The 24,134-nt window shown below is 60.4% G+C and carries 19 protein-coding genes and 1 pseudogene; 14 read left to right on the forward strand and 6 right to left on the reverse strand.

Features of this window, described 5'->3' with window-relative positions:
- The first annotated feature begins 26 nt into the window (after positions 1–26).
- The 8 genes and pseudogenes from PSH64_RS08365 to PSH64_RS08400 all read left to right on the forward strand — a co-directional run.
- A complete protein-coding gene (locus PSH64_RS08365; protein WP_305480429.1) occupies positions 27–2,072 on the forward strand; it encodes an iron-containing redox enzyme family protein in 2,046 nt (681 codons plus the stop codon).
- A complete protein-coding gene (locus PSH64_RS08370) occupies positions 2,069–3,910 on the forward strand; it encodes a carbamoyltransferase (protein ID WP_305480430.1) in 1,842 nt (613 codons plus the stop codon). Before PSH64_RS08365 ends, PSH64_RS08370 begins: the two co-directional genes overlap by 4 nt.
- 141 nt (positions 3,911–4,051) lie before the next feature.
- Complete coding sequence (locus PSH64_RS08375; protein WP_105339759.1) at positions 4,052–5,008, forward strand: TauD/TfdA family dioxygenase; 957 nt, start codon at positions 4,052–4,054, stop codon at positions 5,006–5,008.
- Positions 5,009–5,065: 57 nt separating this feature from the next.
- Positions 5,066–6,322 (forward strand): ATP-grasp domain-containing protein, encoded by a 1,257-nt coding sequence (locus PSH64_RS08380; protein WP_105339758.1) that lies wholly within the window; start codon positions 5,066–5,068, stop codon positions 6,320–6,322.
- Positions 6,319–7,515 carry an acetyl-CoA carboxylase biotin carboxylase subunit family protein gene (locus PSH64_RS08385; RefSeq protein WP_105339757.1) on the forward strand — a complete coding sequence of 399 codons (1,197 nt, stop codon included), beginning with the start codon at positions 6,319–6,321 and terminating at the stop codon, positions 7,513–7,515. Before PSH64_RS08380 ends, PSH64_RS08385 begins: the two co-directional genes overlap by 4 nt.
- Positions 7,512–8,297, forward strand: coding sequence for an SDR family oxidoreductase (locus tag PSH64_RS08390; protein WP_105339756.1), 786 nt, complete (start codon positions 7,512–7,514; stop codon positions 8,295–8,297). The genes PSH64_RS08385 and PSH64_RS08390 overlap by 4 nt, the downstream gene beginning before the upstream one ends.
- The gene (locus tag PSH64_RS08395; RefSeq protein WP_105339755.1) at positions 8,294–8,929 is read left to right on the forward strand and encodes a LysE family translocator; all 636 of its coding nucleotides are present in this window, start codon (positions 8,294–8,296) and stop codon (positions 8,927–8,929) included. Before PSH64_RS08390 ends, PSH64_RS08395 begins: the two co-directional genes overlap by 4 nt.
- A gap of 155 nt (positions 8,930–9,084) precedes the next feature.
- Positions 9,085–9,281 (forward strand): annotated as a pseudogene (locus PSH64_RS08400) (IS4 family transposase); the annotation flags it as partial.
- A 53-nt stretch (positions 9,282–9,334) separates the two neighbouring features.
- Here the strand turns inward: PSH64_RS08400 and PSH64_RS08405 are convergent.
- Positions 9,335–9,559: a hypothetical protein gene (locus tag PSH64_RS08405; protein WP_019407963.1), complete on the reverse strand. Its 225-nt coding sequence runs from the start codon at positions 9,557–9,559 to the stop codon at positions 9,335–9,337.
- A gap of 852 nt (positions 9,560–10,411) precedes the next feature.
- Here PSH64_RS08405 and PSH64_RS08410 point away from each other — a divergent pair.
- Both PSH64_RS08410 and rmuC read left to right on the forward strand, forming a co-directional pair.
- On the forward strand, positions 10,412–10,735 hold the full coding sequence (locus PSH64_RS08410; RefSeq protein ID WP_305480431.1) for a sel1 repeat family protein: 324 nt from the start codon (positions 10,412–10,414) through the stop codon (positions 10,733–10,735).
- 175 nt (positions 10,736–10,910) lie between these two features.
- Positions 10,911–12,275 (forward strand): DNA recombination protein RmuC, encoded by a 1,365-nt coding sequence (rmuC, locus tag PSH64_RS08415; protein ID WP_181150615.1) that lies wholly within the window; start codon positions 10,911–10,913, stop codon positions 12,273–12,275.
- A 140-nt stretch (positions 12,276–12,415) separates the two neighbouring features.
- On the opposite strand, the gene PSH64_RS08420 is transcribed toward rmuC, so the two are convergent.
- Positions 12,416–15,886: a hybrid sensor histidine kinase/response regulator gene (locus PSH64_RS08420; protein WP_305480432.1), complete on the reverse strand. Its 3,471-nt coding sequence runs from the start codon at positions 15,884–15,886 to the stop codon at positions 12,416–12,418.
- A gap of 251 nt (positions 15,887–16,137) precedes the next feature.
- The gene (locus PSH64_RS08425) at positions 16,138–16,677 is read right to left on the reverse strand and encodes a TetR/AcrR family transcriptional regulator (RefSeq protein WP_105339751.1); all 540 of its coding nucleotides are present in this window, start codon (positions 16,675–16,677) and stop codon (positions 16,138–16,140) included.
- Positions 16,678–16,768: 91 nt separating this feature from the next.
- On the opposite strand from PSH64_RS08425, the gene PSH64_RS08430 reads away from it, so the two are divergent.
- The 4 genes from PSH64_RS08430 (at position 16,769) to PSH64_RS08445 (ending at position 21,551) form a co-directional block, all read left to right on the forward strand.
- Positions 16,769–17,962, forward strand: coding sequence for an MFS transporter (locus tag PSH64_RS08430; RefSeq protein WP_105339750.1), 1,194 nt, complete (start codon positions 16,769–16,771; stop codon positions 17,960–17,962).
- A 42-nt stretch (positions 17,963–18,004) separates the two neighbouring features.
- Positions 18,005–18,316, forward strand: coding sequence for a cupin (locus PSH64_RS08435; protein ID WP_007936125.1), 312 nt, complete (start codon positions 18,005–18,007; stop codon positions 18,314–18,316).
- A 106-nt stretch (positions 18,317–18,422) separates the two neighbouring features.
- Complete coding sequence (locus PSH64_RS08440; RefSeq protein ID WP_305480433.1) at positions 18,423–19,574, forward strand: TDT family transporter; 1,152 nt, start codon at positions 18,423–18,425, stop codon at positions 19,572–19,574.
- 102 nt (positions 19,575–19,676) lie between these two features.
- Positions 19,677–21,551, forward strand: a complete 1,875-nt coding sequence (locus tag PSH64_RS08445) for an MFS transporter (protein WP_305480434.1) — start codon at positions 19,677–19,679, stop codon at positions 21,549–21,551.
- A 52-nt stretch (positions 21,552–21,603) separates the two neighbouring features.
- On the opposite strand, the gene sugE is transcribed toward PSH64_RS08445, so the two are convergent.
- The 3 genes from sugE to rdgC all read right to left on the reverse strand — a co-directional run bounded on the left by sugE (position 21,604) and on the right by rdgC (position 24,076).
- Positions 21,604–21,918 (reverse strand): quaternary ammonium compound efflux SMR transporter SugE, encoded by a 315-nt coding sequence (gene sugE / locus PSH64_RS08450; protein ID WP_018925158.1) that lies wholly within the window; start codon positions 21,916–21,918, stop codon positions 21,604–21,606.
- A 119-nt stretch (positions 21,919–22,037) separates the two neighbouring features.
- On the reverse strand, positions 22,038–23,003 hold the full coding sequence (locus PSH64_RS08455; protein WP_305480435.1) for a bile acid:sodium symporter family protein: 966 nt from the start codon (positions 23,001–23,003) through the stop codon (positions 22,038–22,040).
- Between the two features lie 152 nt (positions 23,004–23,155).
- A complete protein-coding gene (gene rdgC / locus PSH64_RS08460) occupies positions 23,156–24,076 on the reverse strand; it encodes a recombination-associated protein RdgC (RefSeq protein ID WP_305480436.1) in 921 nt (306 codons plus the stop codon).
- Between the last annotated feature and the right edge of the window lie 58 nt (positions 24,077–24,134).

Here is a 24,134-nt window from a genome sequence, read left to right on the forward strand (position 1 = left end):
CAGAGACCGGGGGAGAGGCCAGGCGCATGTTCACGCCGGTCACCCTGCGCACTTGCCTGGGTGCGGTGCATGGGACGGACTTGGCAGACGTTGACTTCACCAGCCCGGCGGCTTTGGCGGGGCTGGCGAGCGTTGCATGCGAGCGGCTTGGGCCGTTGCGCGACGGATTCCGAAGGTTGGCACAGACAATCGAGGGGAGCGAAGCGGATGCCCAGGCGTTGCATGCCAAGGCGGCGTTGGAGTCGGCTCCCTTTCTGATCGGCAGTCAGCACCTGATTCATGGGGTGTGTGGCAGCTGGAATAATGAAGCGCGCCATGCCATGGCCGCGCTGAGTATCCATGCGGCGGATGTGGGTGCCGGTCAGCCAGGGGCCAGTCGTATCCAGCGTTACCTGGAATTGCTGCGTCAGCATGCGCTGGCAGATGCTGGCGAAGATCTCTTGCGAGCAGTGGCCGACCCAAGGATCTCGGACGGAGCCTTCAACTTTGCCTCGACCCTGGTCGTATTGGGGCATTTTCCGGAGTCGCTGACGGCCCAGATCCTGGGGATCAACCTCTACCTGCGCCATTGCGGGCTGTTGCCCTCGTTCGAGTTCATCGCCCATAACGAGCCGTCCGCCCGCCAATTTCTCGATCTGCGTCGCGACCCCGCCGGTAGTGCCGATGATCTTGCCGTGCTCGCCGAAACGGCAGTCCGGGAATTTCTCGTGCAAATGGGCCCTGCCGGAAACGATGGGGTACGCCAAGGCTACCTGTGGGCGCGTCGGCAGGCCGAGGAGATGAACGAAGCGCTGCTCGATGTGCTTGAGCGCTGGCTCGATCCGAGAGAGGCGGCGCGCCACCTGATCAGCCGACGTCGGCTGGATGCTTGCCAATACCATGACAAGACTCAGTTGAATAAGGTGCCGATGAAGCCCTTGCTCGCAGTCGACGACTCCTTGAAGTTTCTCGACCATCTTGCCGCCAGCGCCTACGTGCGGGCGGGCAGGCCGGAATCGAGTCCACTGCTCACCAGCCTGATTTCGCCGCGGGGCAAGATGTTCCGAATCTTCAGTCGCGACGATATTGCCATTCTTCACCGCTGGATCTCCAGCTTGCCTTACGCCGATGCGCCCAGGCAGACCCCGGCTTTCCAGGTGTGGAAAGACGACGGCAAACTCGCCGGGGCTCTTCGCAAGGACGCTGAAACCCAAGCGTTGGTCGCCGGATTCAGTCCGCGACAGGCCTACCCGCGCCTGTTGCGAATGGAGCTCACGCCGTCAGAGGAATCCTATGCCGGTCACTACGTGAAGAGCTGGCTGGCCAGGGCCGCCCGTGGCGTCACCAAGGGGCATTGCTCGTTGCCGGAGCATTGGGCTCCCGGTGTCCTGCAGCAGTGGTTGCAGGGCCAGCATGAAGCTTCCAACCAGGCACTGGAGCAGGACGAAGAGCTGCCGTCTCGCGATGAGGTGGTCGCCGATATCCTGTCCCTGGCTCCGCTGACAATGATCGACGGGGCCTGGCTGGCCGGGTTCGCCCACCCGGCGGTAGCCTCCACGGCGTACGGCAGCAGACTGTTTGAAACGCTTTTCGATGAGTTGGGCAACGGAATCGAGGCGCAGAACCATCCCGTCATCTACCGCCATCTGCTCAAGGCAGTACATGGCGAGTTGCCGGCCACCGCTGACCCTGGATACGCCAACGCCGCTTGCTTCAGCGACGAGAACTTCGAGCTGCCCGTGTTCTGGTTGTCTATCGGGCGATATCCCCAAACCTACTGCCCGGAGATTCTCGGGCTGAACCTGGCGATGGAGCTATCCGGAGTAGGGGGCGGTTATCGGCGTACCCACAAGGCGTTGGTTGCCTACGGCTATCCGACGATGTTCGTCGATCTGCACAACTCCATCGACAACATCTCCACCGGGCATACGGCATGGGCTGCCGCGAGTCTGGATACCTACCTTTGTGCTTTTTCTCGAAGTGACCGTGATGAACTCTGGGCGCGCGTCCGTAATGGATTCGTCGCGCTCAATCCACCCAGGGAGCAAACAATGCTGGATAAGTTTCGCGAAAAAGTGAGGTCGCTGCTATGACGATTACGCTTGGCATCTCTGCCTTTTATCACGACAGCGCGGCCACTCTGGTGGTGGACGGCAAGATCGTTGCCGCGGCCCAGGAAGAGCGTTTCAGCCGGATACGGCATGACCCGGGTTTTCCACGCAAGGCCGTCGAGTACGTCCTGAGGAACGCAGGTATAAACCTGGCCGATGTCGACCATGTCGCCTATTACGAAGACCCGGCACTGAAGTTCCGTCGGGTACTCTCGACGGCCGCCGTGGCCGGGTTTTCGGCGGCGCGCACCTACGCACCGGTGCTTGGCGAATGGCTATCAACCAAGCGCCGGATGGACCGTGAGGTCGTGCGTCATCTCAAAGAGATGGGAGACCGGGACGGTCGCCGAATCGAAGTGCATGGTCACCACGAGTCCCACGCCGCATCGGCATTCTTCCCCAGCCCTTTCGAGAGCGCCGCGATCCTGTGTATCGACAGTGTCGGCGAATGGGCGACGACCACCATCTGGCACGGCAGGCCAGAAGGTATCAAGCTGGTCGCCGAGTTGTCCTTTCCCCATTCGCTGGGCCTGCTCTATTCTGCCTTCACCTATTTCTGCGGCTTCAAGGTGGATTCCGGCGAATACAAACTCATGGGACTTGCGCCATATGGCAAGCCTCATTACGTCGACACGATCCTCTCGCATCTGATCGATGTGAAGCCCGATGGCAGCTTCAGGCTCGACTGGACCAAGTTTGAGTTCATCAAAGGCCGGGTCATGACGGGCGATGCCTTTGAGCAGCTGTTCGGTGGCCCCCGGCGCTTGCCCGAGGCGCCCCTTACCGAGCGCGAGTTCGATTTGGCAGCATCGGTGCAGAAAGTCACGGAGATCGTCGTTTCGCGCCTGGCCAAGACCGCCCGTGAGCTCACTGGCGAGACCGCGTTGTGCATGGCCGGGGGCGTTGCCCTTAACTGCGTAGCCAACGGGGTGATCTCGCGTGAGCGGATTTTCGACCGTCTGTGGGTGCAACCGGCGGCTGGCGATGCGGGTGGCTCGCTGGGCGCCGCGCTGCTGACTGACCGCAAGCATCGCGGGGTAGCAAGCCGCGAACTGCCTGCTGGCGTGCGTGATGGCATGAGCGGAGCATTGCTTGGGCCGGAGTACAGCGAAGAGCAGATCAGGGACGAACTGGAAGCCTGCGGCGCTGTTTTTCACAGGCTTTCGCCGGAAGAGCTCGACCAGCGGGTGAGCGCCAGCATAGAGGACGGCGGGGTCATCGGCTGGTTCCAGGGGCGAATGGAGTTCGGTCCGCGATCGCTTGGCAGCCGTTCGATCCTGGGTGATCCGCGCCGCTCGGACACCCAGTCAAACATGAACCTGCGCATCAAGTTCCGCGAGTCCTTCCGCCCCTTCGCTCCCGTGGTGCTTGAGGAAAAAGCGGCAGACTACTTCGACATCGTCGAGGAAAGCCCCTACATGCTGGTGGTCTCGCCAATTGCAACGGGCATTCGCAAGGCGATCCCACAGGAGAGTGCGCGGCTTACCGGGATCGACTTGCTCAAGTTGGTGCGTAGCGATCTGCCGGCAATCACCCACGTGGACTTCTCGGCAAGGGTGCAGACCGTGGACCGGGAGCGCAACCCGCGGTTCCGGGCGCTGCTTGAACGCTTCTATCAGCGTTCAGGGTGTCCTGTATTGGTCAACACCTCGTTCAACGTGCGCGGTGAGCCGATTGTGAACACGCCGTTCGAAGCTTATCGCTGCTTTATGCGTACCAACATGGATGTGCTGGCGATTGGCGACTTCTACCTCGATAAATCGGAGCAGCCTCAGTTCGAGGAGGCGGTCGACTGGCGCGAGACAGTACCGCTGGATTAACTCTTTCATACACTAGGGAAGGTGCACTATGGATTATGTTCTGCTCTACCTGATCCTGCCGTTGGGGATGTTTATCCGACGAACCAAGGCGTTCGCCCATCAGCCGGACCCCAAGGTCACCTCATACCTGAACCGCAAATCATGAGCGTCATGGCCATGGAGGTTCAGGAGGCTTCGTTGGTACAGGTGGTGGTCGTCAATGATCCCGACCTGACCGGGCTGGAGGGCTGTCGCGTGAGGCTGGCCGAAACGCCGCACTGCGCTGACAGTGTGGGAGCGGTCGGCGGGGACTGGCTCGGCACAGTGCTGGGTCGGGACATCGTCGAAGCAATTCGCGCATTTCCTGCCAGCCCGCACAAAGCGCTGCTCATCAGAGGCATTTCGCTCTCTACGGACGTCGCGACGCCGCGCAATGGTTTCCTGCCCAACGCCGAGTGTGTTCTTGACTTCGATCTGCTGCACTTTGGCATGCTGCGGCTGCTGGGTGTCAGGCCGCATGCAGTCGAGTATGAAAACTTCGGCAAGCTGGTCAGAAACGTCGTTCCGGTTCCGGAGGCCGCGGGCACCACCAGCTCTTGGGGCGCGGATGTGGAGTTTTTCTGGCACACCGACAATCCCAACTGGCCCTTCGCCGATCAAAGCCGAAATGTCGCGACCGCCGTGCCGAACTTCTTGGCCTTTACCGCCGTGCGCAACTTTGAAGGCGCCTCCACCGACATCGTTTGTGTGGATCATGTCCTTTCAAAGCTGCCCGGCTGGGCGATCGCCCAGTTGCAAAAGTCTGCCTACACCTTTGGTGCCCCTGCCTCCAACGAGGGCTTCGATGGCCAGCCGAGGGTGCTGCCGGTGCTGGAGCACGACGAGGGCGGTTATCGCCTGCGCTTTGACGATGGCATCGTGGCCGCCCTCGACCTGGACAGCGAAAAGGCACTTGGGCTCCTGCGCCAGTGCCTGCGCGATGCCCAGGGGATAGAGGTGGTGTTGCAACCAGGCGACTTCTTCATTTTCAAAAATGCCCGTGTGCTGCACCGCCGCAAGGCGTTCCAGCCTCTGCTCAACGGCAAGGCGCGCTGGCTGCGCCGGGTGTACGGCAGTTGAGCCTTTGCTTCAAGAACCATCACACAACAAACATCACAGTAGACAGGGAGTTCATGCATGAATAAGCGTATCGCAGTAGTCGGTGGCCGTCCCTCGCCCATCCACGGTGCCAAGGAGCTGGGCATCGACGTGGTGCTGGTGCATCAAGAGGGTGACTACGAGCAGGAAATCCTCGCCCATTGCGAACAGGTGGTGCATGCCAGGATTGACGACGCCGAGGCCATCATCAAGGTCCTCGAGCCCCTGCACCGCGACCGTCCGTTCGATCGCATCATGACCACTACCGAAGTGGCCGGCGAGTCAACGGGCAAAGTGGTCGATCACTTCGGCCTCACCGGGGTTTCCTATAAGACTGCGCGCCTGCTCAAGGACAAAGTGGCCATGCGCGAGTTGCTGGTCGAGCACAACCTGAGCCCGGTTGCCTATCGCCATGTCACCAGTGCGCAGGATGCCGTCGCGTTCGTCAAGGAGCATGGCAAGTCGGTCCTCAAACCCGCCGAAGGCGTGGCCAGCCTGCATATCCATCCCTGCGATGACGCAGCCTCTGCTTCCAAGGCCTGGCAGGCGCTTCAGGATGCCGACGTCAAGCACATTATCATCGAGGAGTACCTGGAGGGGCCGGTCGTCAGCGTCGACTCCTTCTCGTTCAAGGGGCGCCACCTTCCCATTGGTTACTCCCAGTACCGCATGAACGACAAATACGTTGAGTGGGAAGTCAGCACGCCGAGCACCGAGGCCAGGAAATGGCTGAGCGAGCTGAAGGAAATGACCTGCCGCCTGCTCGACGCCGTAGAGCTGGAGGAGGGGCCCTCCCATAGCGAGTTCGTGCTGACCCCCAAGGGGCCTCGTGTACTCGAATCCCATGCTCGCCTGGCGGGCTCGGGTGCTCCTGAACTGGTGCGGCGTGCGTTCGGCCTGGACCTGAACCGCATGTTCCTGACTGTGCCGCTGGGTATCGACACCCTGCCGGATGTGTCGCCCGAGCCGAAAGCGGGGGCCGCCATCCAGTTCTTCGTACCGACGCCTGGCAAGGTCAGAAAGGTCGAGCTCGATCTCAAGCCTGACGTCGATGTACGCCATACCAAGTCAGGCGAGACGCCACGGGTGTTCCTGCCGTTCCTGTTCGAACTGGGCGCAGCCGAGCGTGCCGTAGTCATCCAGAAGCATGAGGGCGATACGATTCCACCGCTCGACACCGTTGCCGACTGCGTTTCAGGGTATGTCCTGGCAACAGGCACCTCGCGCGAGGATGCCGTGCGTATCGGTGACGAACTGGTAGCGGCGGTCAACTTCATCGTGGATCCCACGGCATGAAATATGTCCTCTGCTTGCACCGTTGGGTCGGCAGCCAAGCGCTATACGACCTATACGAACTGCCGGCAGGAATGCAGATTCGGGCGATCTGTACGCCCGAATCCTGCGCGTCCCTGCCGAGCGAGCGCCTGGCGTCAAGCTCGGTGCTCGTTTCACTGGACGATGCTGAGGCTGTCATGGCTGAGGCCGAGCGTCTGGTCGAGCAACATGGCGTTCCAGCGCTGGTGGTTGCCCTCAATGAGGGCGACCTGCTCAATGCGGCTTCTATCCGTGAGCGATGGCAGGTACCGGGAGATCTTGTCGCGTGGACCGAGCGGTTCCGCGACAAGCTCACCATGCTGGAGGTCGCAGGCCGGCAATCGTCGATCGGCGTGCTGCCTGCCTTGCCTGCCGATTCCCGCGAAGCGGTGGAGCGACTGGCCGCTGAACACGGCTATCCGCTGGTGCTCAAGCCGCGCTACGGCACGGCGAGTCGCGGCGTAAAGTTTCTTCGCGGCCCAAAGGATCTTGATCAAATCAGACAGGCCACGGAGCCGATGATGGTCCAGGCTTGCTGCGCGGCCCCCATCCTGCATGTTGACGGCTGGTGGGATGGGCAACGGATTGTGGTAGTCACGGCGTCGCGTTATGTGAACAGCTGTGCCGATTTCGGTCCGGACAGCCCGCTGGGTAGCATCGAACTCGAGGAGGGCGACGACGAACGGCGGATTGCGGGGCGCGTCGAGCAACTGCTGGCAGTCTTCGCGCCTGAGCGAGAAATCGTCTTCCACCTCGAACTGTTCGACCTGGATGACAAATTGCTGTTCCTGGAAATCGGTGCCCGGGTCGGTGGCGCCGAAATCCCGTTCCTCTGGCGAGAAGTGAGGGATATCGACCTGCTGGGGATCGCTTGGGAAATCCAGACCGGGGCGTCTACCCGCTACAGGGACCTTGCGCGCAGCCTCAGCAAGGAGGGCAGGCCATTGCACCGCGAGCGGGGGGCATGGGTGATCGCCCGCCGCAACAGCTCGCCGCGTGATGGTTTGGGCACCCTGTACTGGGCTCAACCGCAGAACCTGGATCGCTTCGCCAGCGGTGTTTATGAGGGCGCTGGCACGCGCCTTCGCCTGCGCAGCTTCGATCGTCCCGCGCTGGTACGTGACGTGGGGAAGATCTTCGAACAGTTATCCGAATCATGGGGAGCTCAATCTTGAAAACAGCAGTTGTGACCGGTGCAAGCAGTGGCATTGGCGAGGCGTGCGCTCGTACCTTGGCCAGTCGTGGCTGGCGGGTATTCCTTGTGGCGCGCAGGGGGGATCGGCTCGAGCAGATTGCCGGCGAAACCGGCGGACGCGCCATTGTGCTGGATGTGACACAAGCGCGAGAGGAGGACTTGGTGCGGATTTCCGAGTGCGATCTTCTGGTGAACTGTGCGGGCGGTGCGATCGGCCTGGATGGGGTAGACACGGCCAGTGCCGAGGACTGGACGAACATGTTCAACAGTAATGTACTTGGGACTTTGCGGATGACCCAACTGCTATTGCCTCGGCTCATCGCGTCCCAAGGGTGCATCATCAATATCACCTCTACGGCTGCGCTAGCCGGTTATGAGGGGGGAGGCGGCTATTGCGCGGCCAAGAGTGCCCAGCGCGCACTGACCCATTCCTTGCGGCTGGAGATGAAGGGTATACCGGTGCGTATCACCGAAGTGCTCCCCGGCATGGTGCATACGCCAGAGTTTTCCTTGAATCGTTTTCGCGGCGACGCCGAACGGGTCAGCGCCCTCTACAAGGATGTCGACCGGCCTTTGAGCGCGGACGATGTCGCCCAGGTCGTGGCTTGGGTTGCCGATCAGCCCGCACATGTCAATGTCGATGAAATCGTGGTTCGGCCAGTGGCACAGCGTGCTCAGCATGCGCTGTTCCGCGGCAGTCTCGGCTGGTTCGAGCCGCAGCGGGCCGACACATCCCCTTTGAATGATGGAGCACGCCAATGATGGCGCTGGAAAGCCTGGCCGGTGTGGCCATCATCTCCTTGGGCATGGTGCTGACACCGGGTCCCAACATGGTCTACCTGACCTCGCGGGCGATTTCCCAGGGGCGGTTGGCCGGGATGATTTCGCTGGCGGGTGTGGCGCTAGGCTTCGTGTGCTACTTGTTGGCGGCGGGATTGGGACTGGCCGCTTTGTTCAAGGCAGTGCCAGTCGCCTACGATGTCGTCAGGATCGCAGGCGCATTTTATCTGGGCTATCTGGCCTGGAACATGCTGAAGCCCAGGGGGAGTTCCCCCTTCGAGGCGCGGGAGCTGCCACCTCACTCGCCGAGACGGCTGTTCACCATGGGGCTTGTGACGAACCTGCTGAATCCGAAGATTGCGCTGATGTATTCCGCGCTGATTCCGCAGTTCATCGACCCTTCCGCAGGGTCTACCTTCCAGCAATTCATCCAGATGGGGCTGGTACAGATCACCATTGCCGTCACCGTGAACGGCATAATCGTTCTCGCCGCCTCCCGGGTCAGCGGATTCCTGGCCAAGCGACCTTCTGCCATGCGCACCCAACGCTGGGTGTCCGGGACTGTCCTGGGCATCTTCGCGGTCGATATCCTGCTGCGCAAACCACTCACCTGATAAGGAACGAGTGTTTCGCCTGACCGTAATGCTGTTCACTTGAGTAGTTGAGTCTCAGCCGGGCTTCCTCGAAAATCCGATGCCAGACCTCTGGCATTGGATTTTTTATGGTGCGCGCAGCATGGGCGTAATCTTGTGCGCAAATCCGGCGGTTGTGCGGGGATATTGCCGTGCAACTGATCGTGATGGCCACGGCCAATCCGATTTCAGGCACAGGCAGATGATTGGCAGAGTTAAGAGCGGGTATCGGAGGATTGTTTCTGGATCACCGTCCAAGGCCTTCAAGGCCGGGGACGGTGAAATATCAAAGACCCGGTTTCCAGTGGACCGTAAGGCTGCTCCGCTTAAGTGAGCAGCATTACGCTTTTCAGCAGGGCTTTTGAGGTTTTCAGCCTTTCTGGCGTCTCAGGCAATCAGTGCCTGGCGAGTACGCTCGATCACGGCCTGCAGCGGCTCGGCGCTGGAGTATTGATCGGGATACAGGCGTTCGCTGTGACGAGCGATGCCGTGTTCGTTGACCAGAGTGAAGCTGAAGCAGCCTTTGCGAGCGGCCATGATCAGGCAGTTCATTGGAGCAAAAGCGTTGGTTAGGGTGCGAATGGCATCCTGAGTGTGGATTTGAGTAGACATAATCGGGTGTTCCTACAAGCGACACGGATAAGAACCGTGCAAAGTTAAAACGTTCCAGTGACGACGACCACCATTGGTCGAACGAAGAACCCGACTGGAACAAAGCAGCCAGTTTGAAGCGCTATAAATTGGCGCGCTTGGGCTGGCAGGTAGGTACTTAGGAGGGCAGGCAACACATCAAGGGCAAAGGTTCTGGGCCCGGGGTGAAGATCCTGATCAATTTGCAGGTTGGTTCGGTCAGAGTAAGTGAGCTTCGCAACACCCTTTGCTTTCGATTCAAAGGCTGTGTTGGCGCAAGATTTACCTGGAAACCATCGAGGTGGTCGATCCCGCTTTGTCGGTAGAGGCTTCTCCTGGAGAAGGCTGACCGGGGGGATTTGTTCGACCAGAATTGACTTTCAGCTTGGTACTAACGCCGCGGATACTAACGGATTGACTGGGCGAAGGGAAGTCTATTCGCAAAAAAGTCGCATTATCCCCAAGCCTTACCGTCAATCGCGCCAAAAAAGCGCATCGATATAACCGCCTCGCAGGGACTTGTGCACATAAGTTGCACAAGCTGTCATCCCACTGTCATCCTCGCCTCAATGGCAGTGGGTGCCTGTAACGAAAATTTAAGTCAATGAAAAACATCGCTTTTTTTTACTGGTGAAAAAATCGTCAGTTTGACTGCGGGCCCCGTTCCACACGGCTTTGCGAGAGTTCAAGGACGGTTGTCCACTGAGTTATCCACAGCTTCTGTGGATTGTCCCAAGCGCTTGCTCTAGGACGGGCGTGCAGGCTTTTTTCGACTTTACCTGTACGAAAAAAAGAGTAGAGTGGCGCGCCTTCCGATCTGCCCCACAGTGCTTTATGAAGTTTCGCTCAGTCTCAGTCTCTGCTGCCTCAATCCCCCCCAGCATTACCCCACCCAAGCGCTTTTCGATGCGTGTGGCCGAGTGGCTACTGGACAGCCCGCGCCTGGGCGAAAACCCCACCGTCAAACACTTCGCCGGACGCTTGCTCAAGCAGCCTGCCCGCCAAGGCGTCGTGGCCGCGCAAAGCCGCCTCGGCCAATTGATGTGCCGCGAATGCGGGAATGCCCGGGATCGTCGCATTGGCCAGGAACTGTTGCGCCAGGCTGCGCGTGCCGGGGACCGACGCGCCCGACAGGAACTTGGTCTGATCGAAGACTGAGCTGTCCAAGACCTGACGCCTTGGTTAACCTTCACGCTTTATCGAATCGGCAGGAGTGGCTATGGCGATGGACTTGACCAGCGCATTGCTGGGGTTGGCGGGCGCTGCGCTGCCATTACTGGTACTGGCCTGGCAACTTCAGCGTCGGGCAAGTGCCGGGCAGGCCGAACTGGCGTTGCTGGAAGAGCGCCTGGCCATGGCCCAGCTGACACAGGACGGCTTGAATGCCCAGCTTGACACCTGCCGTGATGAAATCGCGGACCTGAGCCAGGCCAATGCCGCCAAACAGGCCGATCTGGCCGCTCTACGCCGTGAAGTCGAATTGCTGCAGATCGAACGCGACGACGCCCGCGACGCAGCTCACGCCTGGAACATCGAACGTGCCGGCAAAGAGGCTGAGTTGCGTCGCCTGGACGCCCAGGCCGCGTCCCTCAATGCCGAGCTGCGTGAGCAGCAGGAAAGCCATCAGCAGCGCCTCAACGACCTGCAAGGCTCGCGAGACGAGTTGCGCGCGCAATTCGCCGAGCTGGCGGGCAAGATCTTCGACGAGCGTGAGCAGCGTTTTGCCGAAACCAGTCAGCAGCGTCTGGGGCAATTGCTCGATCCGTTGAAGGAGCGCATCCAGTCATTTGAAAAGCGCGTAGAGGAGAGCTATCAGGCCGAGGCCCGTGAGCGTTTTTCCCTGGCCAAGGAACTGGAGCGTCTGCAACAACTGAACCTGCGCCTGAGCGACGAGGCCACCAACCTCACTCGTGCCTTGAAAGGGCAGAAAACCCAGGGCAACTGGGGCGAACTGATTCTCGAGCGAGTGCTTGAGCACGCCGGCCTGGAGAAGGGCCGTGAATACCAGACCCAGGTCAATCTCAAGGGGCCGGACGGTGAGCGTTTCCAGCCGGATGTCATCATTTACCTGCCCGGCGACAAGCAAGTCGTGGTCGACTCCAAGGTCAGCCTGACGGCCTATCAGCAATATGTGGCGGCTGAGGATGACAGCATCGGCCAGATCGCCATCAAGCAGCACGTACTGTCGCTGCGCAATCACGTCAAAGGCCTGGCCGGCAAGGATTACAAGCGGCTCGACGGTTTGCACAGCCTGGATTTCGTCCTGCTTTTCGTCCCGATCGAAGCGGCGTTTTCCGCGGCATTGCAGGCTGAACCGACGCTGTTTCAGGAGGCCTTCGACCGCAATATCGTGATTGTCAGCCCGACCACATTGCTGGCCACTTTGCGGGTCATCGACAGCTTGTGGAAGCAAGAGCGGCAGAGCCAGAACGCCCGGGAAATCGCCGAGCGCGCCGGGTGGCTGTACGACAAGTTCGTGTTGTTCATCCAGGATCTGGATGAGGTCGGCAATCGCTTGCAGCAACTGGACAAGGCCTACAGCTCTGCCCGCAATAAGCTGACAGAAGGCCGTGGCAACCTGGTCAGTCGCAGCGAGCAGCTCAAATTACTGGGGGCGCGGGCCAGCAAGAGCTTGCCGGCGGATCTGCTGGAGCGGGCCATGACGGATGTCGATGGTTTGGCCGAGTTGCCCGAGTAGCCGAAAAGCTTCGCGAGCAAGCCCGCTCCCACAGTGGATCTGCGTTGTGGCACAAATGGTGAACAATACAAAAACCATGCGGGAGCGGGCTTGCTCGCGAAGGCGTCAATTGCCCCACAACAAGGCTCAAACCTGCCGCACTACAACGGTAAATGCCGACTCAACAACGCTCGCAGTGCTGCCGGTTTAACCGGTTTGGCCAGGTAATCCAGGCCCGCGGCATGCACCTGGGCCATCATCTCCGGCCGTCCATCGGCACTGATCACCACCCCTGGCACCGGCTCGCCCAGTTGCGTGCGCAACCACGCCATCAAGTCGGTTCCGGTCTCGCCATCGTCCAGGTGGTAATCCACCAGCGCCAGCTGCGGGCGCATCCCGTCTTTGAGCAGCGTCGCACATTCATCACGGTTGCGCGCGGTCCAGACCTGGCATCCCCAGCGCGTGAGCAGGCTGTTCATGCCAATCAGGATGCTGTCTTCGTTATCGATACACAGCACCTGCGCGCCGCCGAGTGAATGGCCATTGAGTTCGGCGACCTTGGCCGGTGTCGCGGTGTGTGCCCGAGCCAACGGCACACTGACACTGAATACACTGCCGCGCCCCGGCCAGGAACGCACACGCAAGGTGTGGCCCAGCACGCGACACAGCCCATCGGCAATCGCCAGGCCCAGGCCCAGGCCTTTCTCGGCACGGGTCTGGTGGCTGTCGAGGCGCTTGAATTCTTCGAAAATCACTTGCTGCTTGTCTTCCGGGATACCCGGCCCACGGTCCCAGACCTCCAGGCACAGCTCGCCGTTGCGTCGCCGAACGCCGAGTAGCACAGGCCCCTTGGCGTAGCGGAAGGCATTGGTCAGGAAGTTCTGCAGGATACGTCGCAGTAGCTTGATGTCGCTGTCGATCCGTAGCGCGCTGCCCCTGACACGGAACTTCAGTCCCTGTTCCTGAGCCAGTGCCTTGAACTCGGCACCCAGCGTATGGAACAACTCGTTGAGTACAAAGGGCTTGCGATCAGGGGTGATCTTGCCGCTTTCCAGACGGGAAATATCCAGCAGATCGCTGATCAGGTCTTCGGCCGAGCGCAGTGAGCTGTCCAGGTGATGAACCAGCTTCTGCGCTTCGCTGGACAAACCCTCTTCCTGATGGGAGAGGGCGGCAGAGAACAGCCGCGCGGCGTTCAGCGGTTGCATCAAGTCATGGCTGACGGCGGCCAGGAAACGGGTTTTCGACTGGTTGGCCGATTCGGCGATGCCCTTGGCTTCGGTCAGGGCAAGGTTGAGTTGCGACAGCTCGTGGGTCCGTTCGGCGACCCGTCGCTCAAGGCCTTCATTGGCTTCGGTCAGCGCCTGCTCGGCCTCGCGGAACGCGGTGATGTCGGTGAAACTCATGACGAAACCGCCGCCTGGCATCGGGTTGCCGATCAACTCGATCACTCGACCGTTGGGGAACAGTCGCTCGGAGGTGTGGGCCCGGCCCTGGCGCATCCAGTGCAAGCGGCGGGCGACGTGCACTTCCGCTTCGCCGGGGCCGCACAGGCCACGCTCGGCGTTGTAGCGAATGATGTCGGCAATTGGCCGGCCAACGCTGATCAGGCCGTCGGGGTAGTTGAACAGTTCAAGGTAACGCCGGTTCCAGGCCACCAGTTTCAGCGACTGGTCGACCACGCTGATGCCCTGGGTGATGTTTTCGATGGCGCCTTGCAGCAGGGCGCGGTTGAACTGCAGCACTTCCGAGGTTTCGTCGGCGATCCGTACGACATCCTCCAGCTGCATTTCCCGACCTTCGATGGCGGCTTTTACCACCGCCCGGGTCGATGAGGCGCCAAGTACACCGGCCAGCAAGCGTTCGGTATGGGCGATCCATTCACCGTCGGCGTTCTGGTTCGGGTTGAAGCCTTTGCCCTGGCGGTAGGCGAAACGGATGAAGCTCTGACGGGCCCGTTCTTCGCCGACAAACCGGGCGGCCAGTTGCAGCAAATCATCGATCTGTACCGCCAGCATCGAGCGGGCACTGGGGCGGGCGCTGATTTCCTGGCCGATGAAGCGGCCGGCCTGCCAGTGTTCCGAAACCCGTGTACGTGACAGTACCGAGACCCAGGCGAACAAGGTGAAGTTGCCCGCCAGGGATAGAACTACGCCTTGAGTCAGCGGCGTGATCGGCAGGTTCATCGGGTTGCTCTGCAGCCAGGCCAGGCCCGGAAAACCGCTCAGGGGCAGGCCGAGACTTTTGGCGGCAATCGGCAACACCAGGGTGTAGAACCAGAGGAACGTCCCGGTGGCCAGCCCGGCGAACACGCCACGGCGGTTAGCCTGTTTCCAGTACAGCGCGCCGAGCATGGCCGGGGCCAGTTGGGTGACGGCGGCGAAGGCAATCTGGCCGATGGTCGCCAGGCTCGCGGTGGAGCCCAGCAGGCGATAACTGACATAAGCCAATAGCAGAATGACCACGATGCTGACCCGGCGCACCGAAAGCATCCACTGGCGGAACACTTCAAACGGCCGCTCGGCGGCGTTGCGCCGCAGCAGCCAGGGCAGCAACATGTCGTTGGAGAGCATGGTCGACAACGCCACGCTGGCCACGATCACCATGCCGGTTGCCGCCGAAGCACCGCCGATAAACGCCAACATCGCCAGGGCAGGGTGAGATTGGGCCAGGGGCAGGCTGATGACGAATGAGTCCGGCAGTACCGAACTGGGCAGCATCATTTGACCGGCCAGCGCAATCGGCACCACAAACAACGCCGCCAGTGCCAGATAGGTCGGGAACACCCATTTGGCCAAACGCAGATCCTGGGGCTCGATGTTTTCCACCACGGTCACGTGGAACTGCCGGGGCAGGCAGATGATCGCCATCATTGCCACGCCGGTCTGCACCACCATGGACGGCCAGTTGATGGTTTCCTTCCAATACGCTTCCAGGCGCGGGGCGAGCATGGCCTGGTCGAACAGGTCGTCGAAACCGTCGTAAAGACCATAGGTCACGAATGCGCCGACCGCGAGAAATGCAAACAGCTTGACCAGCGATTCAAAGGCAATCGCCAGCACCATGCCGCGGTGGTGTTCCGTGGCGTCGAGGTTGCGGGTACCGAAAACGATGGTGAACAGCGCCAGTACCAACGATACGATCAGCGCTGTGTCCTGGGCGCGTGTGCCCATGGCGTCGGCGCCGGCGCCGATCAACAGGTTCACGCCCAGCACGATGCCCTTGAGCTGCAAGGCGATGTAGGGCAGCACGCCGACCAGGCAGATCAGCGCCACCACCACCGCCAGCGATTGGGATTTGCCATAGCGGGCGGCGATGAAGTCGGCGATGGAGGTGATGTTTTCCTGCTTGCTGATCATCACCATTTTTTGCAGGACCCACGGCGCGCACACCAGCAGCAGGATCGGCCCGAGGTAGATCGGCAGGAACGACCAGAGTTGCTCGGCGGCCTGGCCCACGGCGCCAAAGAACGTCCAGCTGGTGCAGTAAACGGCCAGCGACAGGCTGTACACCCAGGCACGCATCCGTGGCGGCAACGGCGTGCTGCGACGGTCGCCGTAAAAGGCGATGGCGAACAGGATGGCCATATAGGCCAGGGCGACGGTGGCGATCAGCCCGATGGACAGCGACATGGGAACTCCAGGCAAAAGACATCCGGGATTGCACCCGGCCCAGACAGTCTCGCATGACCGCCCGAGTTAGTCAGTGTCGACCAAGGTCGTGGCGTGGCGGGGTGTCGCAGCTTGTGTATCAGTCAGATCCTTGGGGGCTTGTCGGGCCTCTTCGCGAGCAAGCCCGCTCCCACATTTTGTTCGCAGGCGCCCCCATTTTTTGTATTCACTGAAGATCAACTGTGGGAGCGGGCTTGCTCGCGAAGGCGGCGTTACTGACTCAATGCAATATCGATCAACCGATGCAACTCTTCAACCTCCAGCGCCTGCGCCGCAAACAGGATGCGAAACACCGTCGGTGCCACCACCATATTGATCAGCCGGTCGACACTTGGCCGTGGTTGATCGGGATAGCGATCCAGAATCGTCTGCAACTGCGCGCCAATGATCGTCACGCAATAGCCCGGCGTGGCACTGGATTGCACGTCGCGCATCATGTTGCGCCCGGGTTCGGAACTCATTTCGTCCAGATACTGTTCCGCCCAGGCCTGCACGTCCCCGCGCAGGCTGCCGGTATTGGCCGGCTCACTGTCGGGGCGCATGCGGGCGAGGGCGACGTCGGCCAGTAGCACTGACAAATCGCCCCAGCGCCGGTAAATGGTCGACGGCGTCACCCCGGCCCGGGCAGCGATTTGCGGCACGGTCAGGCTCGCCCGTTCCTGCTCTTCGAGGAGCGCGCGGACGGCCGAATGAATCGACTCTTGAACCCTGGCGCTGCGGCCACCAGGGCGTAAACCTTCTTTAATAGCCATACGGCGGACCTTAACACAAAGAATTTGCTTTAAGCGTTTGCCAGTAGCACACTCCGCAAAAGCAAAAAATTAGCTTTTGCGGAGTGTGCTTATGTCCCGTCTAACGTCAAACCGTTCCAGCCTGTGGTTTCTGGCGATCACCTTACTCAGTTTTCTCGCCGCTTCCACCGCGCCGACGCCTTTGTATCACTTGTATCAGGAACACCTGCGGTTCTCGGCAGCGACGCTGACCCTGATTTTTGGCGTCTACGCCCTCAGCTTGCTGGCGGCGCTGCTCACGGTCGGTTCGCTCTCGGATTATCTGGGACGCAAGCCGGTGATTTTTACCGCTGTGTTGCTGAACATGCTGGCGATGTTGCTGTTCATCAACGCCGACAGCGTCGCCTGGTTGATCGGTGCGCGAGTACTTCAGGGGTTTGCGACGGGAATGGCCACCGCTGTCTTGAGCGCGGCGTTGCTGGACACCGATCGCCAGCAAGGGCCGATGGTCAACAGTGTTGCGCCGTTGCTGGGCATGGCGATGGGTGCCATGGGCTGCGGTTTATTGGCCGAGTTTGCGCCTCTGCCGCTGCAATTGACCTATTGGGTATTGTTTGCGCTGTTTGTGATGCAAGCGCTGTACGTCTGGCGCCTGCCGGAAAGCGTCAGTCGACAACCGGGGGCCTGGGCTTCGCTGCGCCCGACCCTGCATGTGCCGATTCAGGCGCGGCGCATGTTGTGGCGCGTGCTGCCGATAGACCTCGCGGTGTGGGCGCTTGGCGGCTTTTTCGCCTCCCTGGCGCCGTCCCTGGTGCGGACAGCCACCGGGTCCACGTCGAACCTGATTGGCGGTGCGACGGTGGCCGTGTTGACGGTGACCGGCGCCTCGATGATCTACACCTTGCGCAATCGGCCGGCCGACAAGGTCTTGCTGCTGGGCGCGAGCTTGCTGCCCGCAGGCGTCGCGCTGATTCTGCTGGCGGTCCACAGCGCCAGCCTGCCCTTGTTTTTCTTCGGCACGCTGGTGGCGGGCAGCGGATTCGGTACGGGTTTCCTTGGCGCCTTGCGCAGCATCGTGCCGCTGGCCTTGCCTCATGAGCGGGCCGGGTTGATGTCGGCGTTTTATGTGCTCAGTTATCTGGCGTTCTGCTTGCCGTCATTGCTGGCCGGTAATCTGACCCGCGCCTTTGGGCTGGTAGCGACCACTGACGGTTACGGCGCGGTACTGATCATCCTGTCGCTCGGTGCGCTGATCGGGTTGCTTCGTGAGCGGTCCGTCAAAGCCTGTGGCGTCGATGTCAGATGACCGTTAGCCTTGGCGCAGCCATTCATTTCGACGGACCGACCCATGAAGATCATCCGCAGCAAATCCTTCACCGGTGACCGCGCCTGGGCGGCGCTGGACATCGCCAACATGAACGGTATCACCACCCGTTTGCACTGGACCGATCAGCCGTATAAATGGCACGTCAACGATGGCCAGGAAGTGTTCGTGGTGCTCGACGGTCAGGTGCAGATGCGTTATCGCGAAGCAGGCCTGGAAAAAGAAACCCTGCTGGAGGTCGGCGATATTTTTTATGCCTCGGTGGGCACCGAACATGTCGCTCATCCCCAGGGCGTGGCGAGGATATTGGTGATCGAGACTGAAGGCAGCGTCTGATGCTATATCTGCAAAACAGATAACAGTTAGAGATATTACCCGTTATATCGATATTCGATTCGGATCTACGATGAGCTCCACCTCACGAGAGGACAGGAGTTCACCCATGACCTGCACCCATAGCGTTAAACCCGGTATCAAACCGCTCAGTCATTTGCAGCACCCACGGGAGGCCATTCGCCAATTCACCCCCAACTGGTTCGCGGCGACCATGGGCACTGGTGTATTGGCGCTGGCGCTTGCGCAATTACCGGTGTCGACTCCCGGTCTGCATGCGTTGGCCGAAGGCTTGTGGCTGTTCAATATTGGCCTGTTTGTATTGTTCACGGCCATGTATGCCGCGCGTTGGGTATTGTTCTTCGACGAGGCGCGGCGGATTTTCGGCCACTCCACGGTTTCGATGTTTTTCGGCACCATTCCCATGGGGCTTGCGACCATCATCAATGGCTTTCTACTGTTCGGCCTGCCGCGTTGGGGGGATGGGGTGATCCATGTCGCCGAAGTGCTGTGGTGGCTGGATGTAGCGATGTCGCTGGCCTGCGGCGTGCTGATTCCCTACATGATGTTCACCCGCCAGGAACACAGCATCGACCAGATGACTGCCGTCTGGCTGTTGCCGGTGGTGGCGGCGGAAGTGGCGGCTGCCAGTGGTGGTTTGTTGGCACCGCATCTGGTGGATGCGCATTCACAGTTAGTGGTGCTGGTCACCAGCTACGTACTCTGGGCTTTTTCCCTGCCGGTGGCGTTCAGCATTCTGACCATCCTGTTGCTGCGCATGGCGTTGCATAAATTGCCCCACGAAAACATGGCCGCCTCGAGCTGGCTGGCCCTCGGCCCCATTGGTACCGGTGCGTTGGGCATGTTGCTGTTGGGCGCCGACGCGCCAGCGATCTTTGCCGCCAACGGTCTGCCGGGAATCGGTGAAATAGCCGAGGGGCTTGGACTGGTGGCCGGGATCACGCTGTGGGGCTTCGGGTTCTGGTGGATGCTGATGGCGCTGCTGATCACCGTGCGTTACTTGCGCGCCGGTATCCCGTTCAACCTCGGCTGGTGGGGCTTCACTTTCCCGCTGGGTGTCTATGCTCTGACCACACTGAAACTGGCCGGCACCTTGAACCTGACGTTTTTCGGTGTCTTTGGTTGCGGGTTGGTGGCCATGCTGGCGCTGATGTGGCTGATTGTTGCCAAACGTACGGTACAGGGTGCGTGGCGGGGTGAGTTGTTTGTCTCGCCGTGCATCGCAGGATTAAAGAAATAACCGGCAAAGATTAGGTAATGTGTGTGGCCTGGATCGACGTTCGACATTCCAATAACAGTATCCACGCCACCCTCTACCAAAAAAATCAGGGACACATGGAAGATGAGTCACCCCTCGCAGTTCACCTTGCTTCGCACTCGGCGCTTCCTGCCTTTTTTTGTCACACAGTCCCTCGGGGCCTTTAACGACAACATCTTCAAGCAGTCGCTGATCCTCGCCATTTTGTACAAGCTGACGATTGAGGGTGACCGCTCGATTTGGGTCAATCTGTGTGCGTTGCTGTTTATCCTGCCGTTCTTCCTGTTCTCGGCCCTGGCCGGGCAGTTCGGGGAGAAGTTCGCCAAGGACGCGCTGATCCGTCTGATCAAGCTCGGGGAAATTGTCATCATGGCAGTGGGCGCGGTCGGTTTCATGTTCGATCACTTGTCGCTGATGCTGGTGGCGCTGTTTGCCATGGGCACCCACTCGGCGCTGTTCGGGCCAGTGAAGTACTCGATCCTGCCCCAGGCCTTGCGCGAAGAAGAGCTGGTGGGCGGCAACGGGCTGGTGGAAATGGGCACCTTCCTGGCGATTCTCGCCGGGACGATTGGCGCCGGGATCATGATGTCCGCCAGCAACTACGCGCCGGTGGTGTCCACGGCAATCGTCGGTATCGCGGTGCTCGGTTACCTCGCCAGCCGCAACATTCCCCGGGCAGCGGCGGCATCGCCGCAAATGCGCCTGAACTGGAACATCTTCAGTCAGTCCTGGGCCACCTTGAAACTGGGCCTGGGGCAAACCCCTGCGGTATCGCGTTCGATCGTCGGCAACTCATGGTTCTGGTTTGTCGGGGCGATTTATCTGACGCAAATCCCGGCGTATGCCAAGGAATGGATGCACGGTGACGAGACCGTGGTGACGCTGATTCTTACCGTGTTCTCGGTCGGTATCGCGCTGGGTTCGATGCTCTGCGAGAAACTCTCCGGGCGCAAAGTCGAGATCGGTCTGGTGCCGTTTGGCTCGTTCGGTCTGACGGTATTTGGCCTGCTGTTGTGGTGGCATTCCGGTGGGATTCCGGACAGCGTTGCCGGCCATGGCTGGCTCGAAATCCTTGGGTTCGGTCACACCTGGCTGCTGTTGATCGACATCCTCGGGCTGGGAGTCTTCGGCGGTTTCTACATCGTGCCGCTGTATGCGCTGATCCAGTCCCGCACCGTCGAGAACGAACGGGCCCGAGTGATCGCCGCCAACAACATTCTCAACGCCCTGTTCATGGTGGTGTCGGCGATTGTGTCGATCGTTTTGCTGAGCATCGCCAAGCTGTCGATCCCGCAGCTGTTCCTGGTGGTGTCGTTGCTGAACATCGGCGTCAACGCGTACATCTTCAAAATCGTCCCGGAATTCAGCATGCGCTTCATGATCTGGCTGCTCGGCCATTCCATGTACCGCGTCGAGCATCGCAACCTGGAGCTGATCCCCGATGAGGGCCCCGCGCTGCTGGTTTGCAACCATGTATCGTTCGTCGATGCCTTGTTGATTGGTGGCGCGGTGCGTCGGCCGATTCGCTTTGTGATGTATTACAAAATCTACAACCTGCCGGTGCTGAACTTCATCTTCCGCACGGCCGGGACAATTCCGATCGCCGGGCGTCAGGAAGACATTCAGATTTACGAAAAAGCCTTCGCCCGCATCGCCCAGTATCTGAAGGACGGTGAGCTGGTGTGCATATTCCCGGAAGGCAAGTTGACCGCTGATGGGGAGATCAACGAGTTCAAGGGCGGGCTGACGCGGATTCTCGAAGAAACGCCGGTGCCGGTGATTCCGCTGGCCTTGCAGGGGTTGTGGGGGAGTTTCTTCAGCCGCGATCCGAACAAGGGCTTGTTCCGTCGGTTGTGGTCGCGGGTGACGTTGGTGGCGGGGCCGGCGGTGGCCGTTGAAGTGGCTGAGCCTGCGAAGTTGCAGGCGTTGGTGGGGGATTTACGTGGAGTCGTTAGATAGTTGGTGACTTTGCGGGCGTCATCGCGGGCTTGCCCGCGATGGCGTCAGAGGCCTAAGCGCTGACCTTGAGCCCAACCAGCCCGGTAATGATCAACGCCACACTGGCCAGCCGAAACAGTGCCATGGATTCACCAAACAGAATGATCCCGGCGATCACCGTGCCCACCGCACCCACGCCGGTCCAGATCGCATAGGCCGTGCCCAGCGGCAATTCCTTCATGGCAAGGCCCAGCAGGCCAAGGCTGATGGCCATGGCGGCAACGGTCAGTGCGGTGGGAAGAGGGCGGCTGAAGCCGTCGGTGTATTTCAGGCCCACGGCCCAGCCGACTTCGAACAGGCCGGCAAAAAACAGAATGATCCAGGACATTGGAGACCTCCATCGATGGATGGGGTCGTCCCCGGACTAATGACTCGAACGAGCCGCGAGGTCGTCCCCGCGTTGCGCAATAGAGTGCCCATCATTAACCCGAGGATCAAGTTTTCGGCTTAGTCAGCCACCTGCTGAGCAGCGATTTTCCGATCCTCTTTCTCGCTCATGCGACGGAAATAGGTGGAGAGCAGCGCCCCGGAAATGTTGTGCCAGACGCTGAACAATGCGCTCGGTACCGCCGCCAGCGGCGAGAAGTGCGCACTGGCCAGTGCCGCGCCCAGGCCGGAGTTCTGCATGCCGACTTCCAGTGCCAGGGATTTGCGCTGGGCCAGCGGCAGGTTGAACAGGCGCCCGGTGAAGTAACCCAGCACGTAGCCGAAGCTGTTGTGCAACATCACCACGGCCATGATCAGCAGCCCGGATTCGGCAATCTTCGCCTGGCTGGCGGCCACCACGGCCGTGACAATGATCACGATGCTCACCACCGACACCAACGGCAACACTTCTACCGCGTGACGAACCCGATCACCCAGCACACGCTGGGCCACCACGCCGAGCACAATCGGCAACAGCACGACTTGCAGGATCGACCAGAACAGCTCCATGAACGACACCGGCAACCAGGCCGAGGCCAGCAGCCAGATCAGCGCCGGTGTCAGCAATGGCGCGAGGAGGGTGGTGACGGCGGCGATGGCCACTGATAGAGCCAGATCGCCGCGAGCCAGCCAAGTCATCACATTCGACGAGGTGCCGCTCGGGCAGCAGCCGACCAGAATCACACCGACGGCGATTTCCGGCGGTAAATGGAAAACCTGGCAGAGCAACCACGCCACGCCGGGCATGATCACGAAATGGGCGACCACGCCCAGGGCCACGCGCCACGGATGGCGAGCGACTTCGGCGAAGTCTTCAAGCTTGAGGGTCAGGCCCATGCCGAACATCACCAGCCCCAGCAGCGGCACAATGGCGCCTTTCAAACCGATGAACCAGGCTGGCTGCAGAAACGCCACGATGGCGAAAATCAGTACCCAGTAAGCGAAGGTGTTGCCGACAAAACGACTCAATGCAGCGAGTGCGCGCATGGCCTGATCCTTGTTATTCGTATTCGAAAATTGCGCAGATCCAATGTGGGAGCGGGCTTGCTCGCGAAAGCGGTGTAACAGTCAACATCATTGTTGAATGTTAAGCAGCCTTCGCGAGCAAGCCCGCTCCCACATTTAGACCGCGCGTCGGTTTAGATCCCTTGTGGCATCTCTTCACCACCCAACGCTTCAACCAGTGCCGGCAGGAAGTCGCCGAAGGTCAGCATCATCAGGGTGAAGCTGGCGTCCAGTTGGCCCAGTGCTTCGTCGCCACCGTCCTGTTCCGCCTGATCTTGCAGCAGGTCTTCGAACTTCAGGCGCTTGACCACCATCTTGTCGTCGAGCACGAACGACAGCTTGTCCTGCCAGGCCAGCGACAGTTGAGTGACCACTTTGCCGGTGCTCAGGTGCAGCTGGATTTCTTCGCTGGTCAGGTCCTGACGCTTGCAGCGCACGATGCCGCCGTCTTCGTGGGTGTCGCGCAGTTCGCACTCGTCCAGCACAAAGAAATCGTCTGCGGCTTTCTGGGTGGTGACCCACTCGGTCATGGTTGCGGTCGGGGACATCTTCACCGTCAGCGGACGTACTGGCAGAGAACCGATCACTTCACGCAGGGTGGACAGCAAGTCTTCGGCACGTTTCGGGCTGGCCGAGTTCACCAGGATCAGGCCCTGTTTCGGCGCGATGGCAGCGAAGGTCGACGAGCGACGGATAAAGGCGCGGGGCAGGAAGGCCTGGATGATTTCATCCTTGATCTGATCGCGCTCCTTTTTATAGACCTTGCGCATTTGTTCGGCTTCGATCTCTTCGACCTTGTCCTTCACTGCGTCACGCACGACGCTGCCGGGCAGAATGCGTTCTTCTTTACGGGCGGCAATCAGCAGGAAGTCTCCGCTGACGTGTACCAGCGGTGCGTCTTCGCCCTTGCCGAAGGGCGCGACGAAACCGTAGGTGGTCAACTCCTGGCTTGCACATGGACGCGCCAGTTTGGTGGCCAGTGCAGTTTCCAACGCCTCGGCATCAAAAGGCAGATCTTGGGTCAGGCGATAGATAAGCAGGTTTTTGAACCACATGGGGTGAGTCTCTCCTTTATACAAAGGGGGGCATTATTCTCTTAGCGGCGCCATAGGC

The organism is Pseudomonas sp. FP1742, assembly GCF_030687145.1.
Lineage (GTDB): Bacteria > Pseudomonadota > Gammaproteobacteria > Pseudomonadales > Pseudomonadaceae > Aquipseudomonas > Aquipseudomonas frederiksbergensis_D.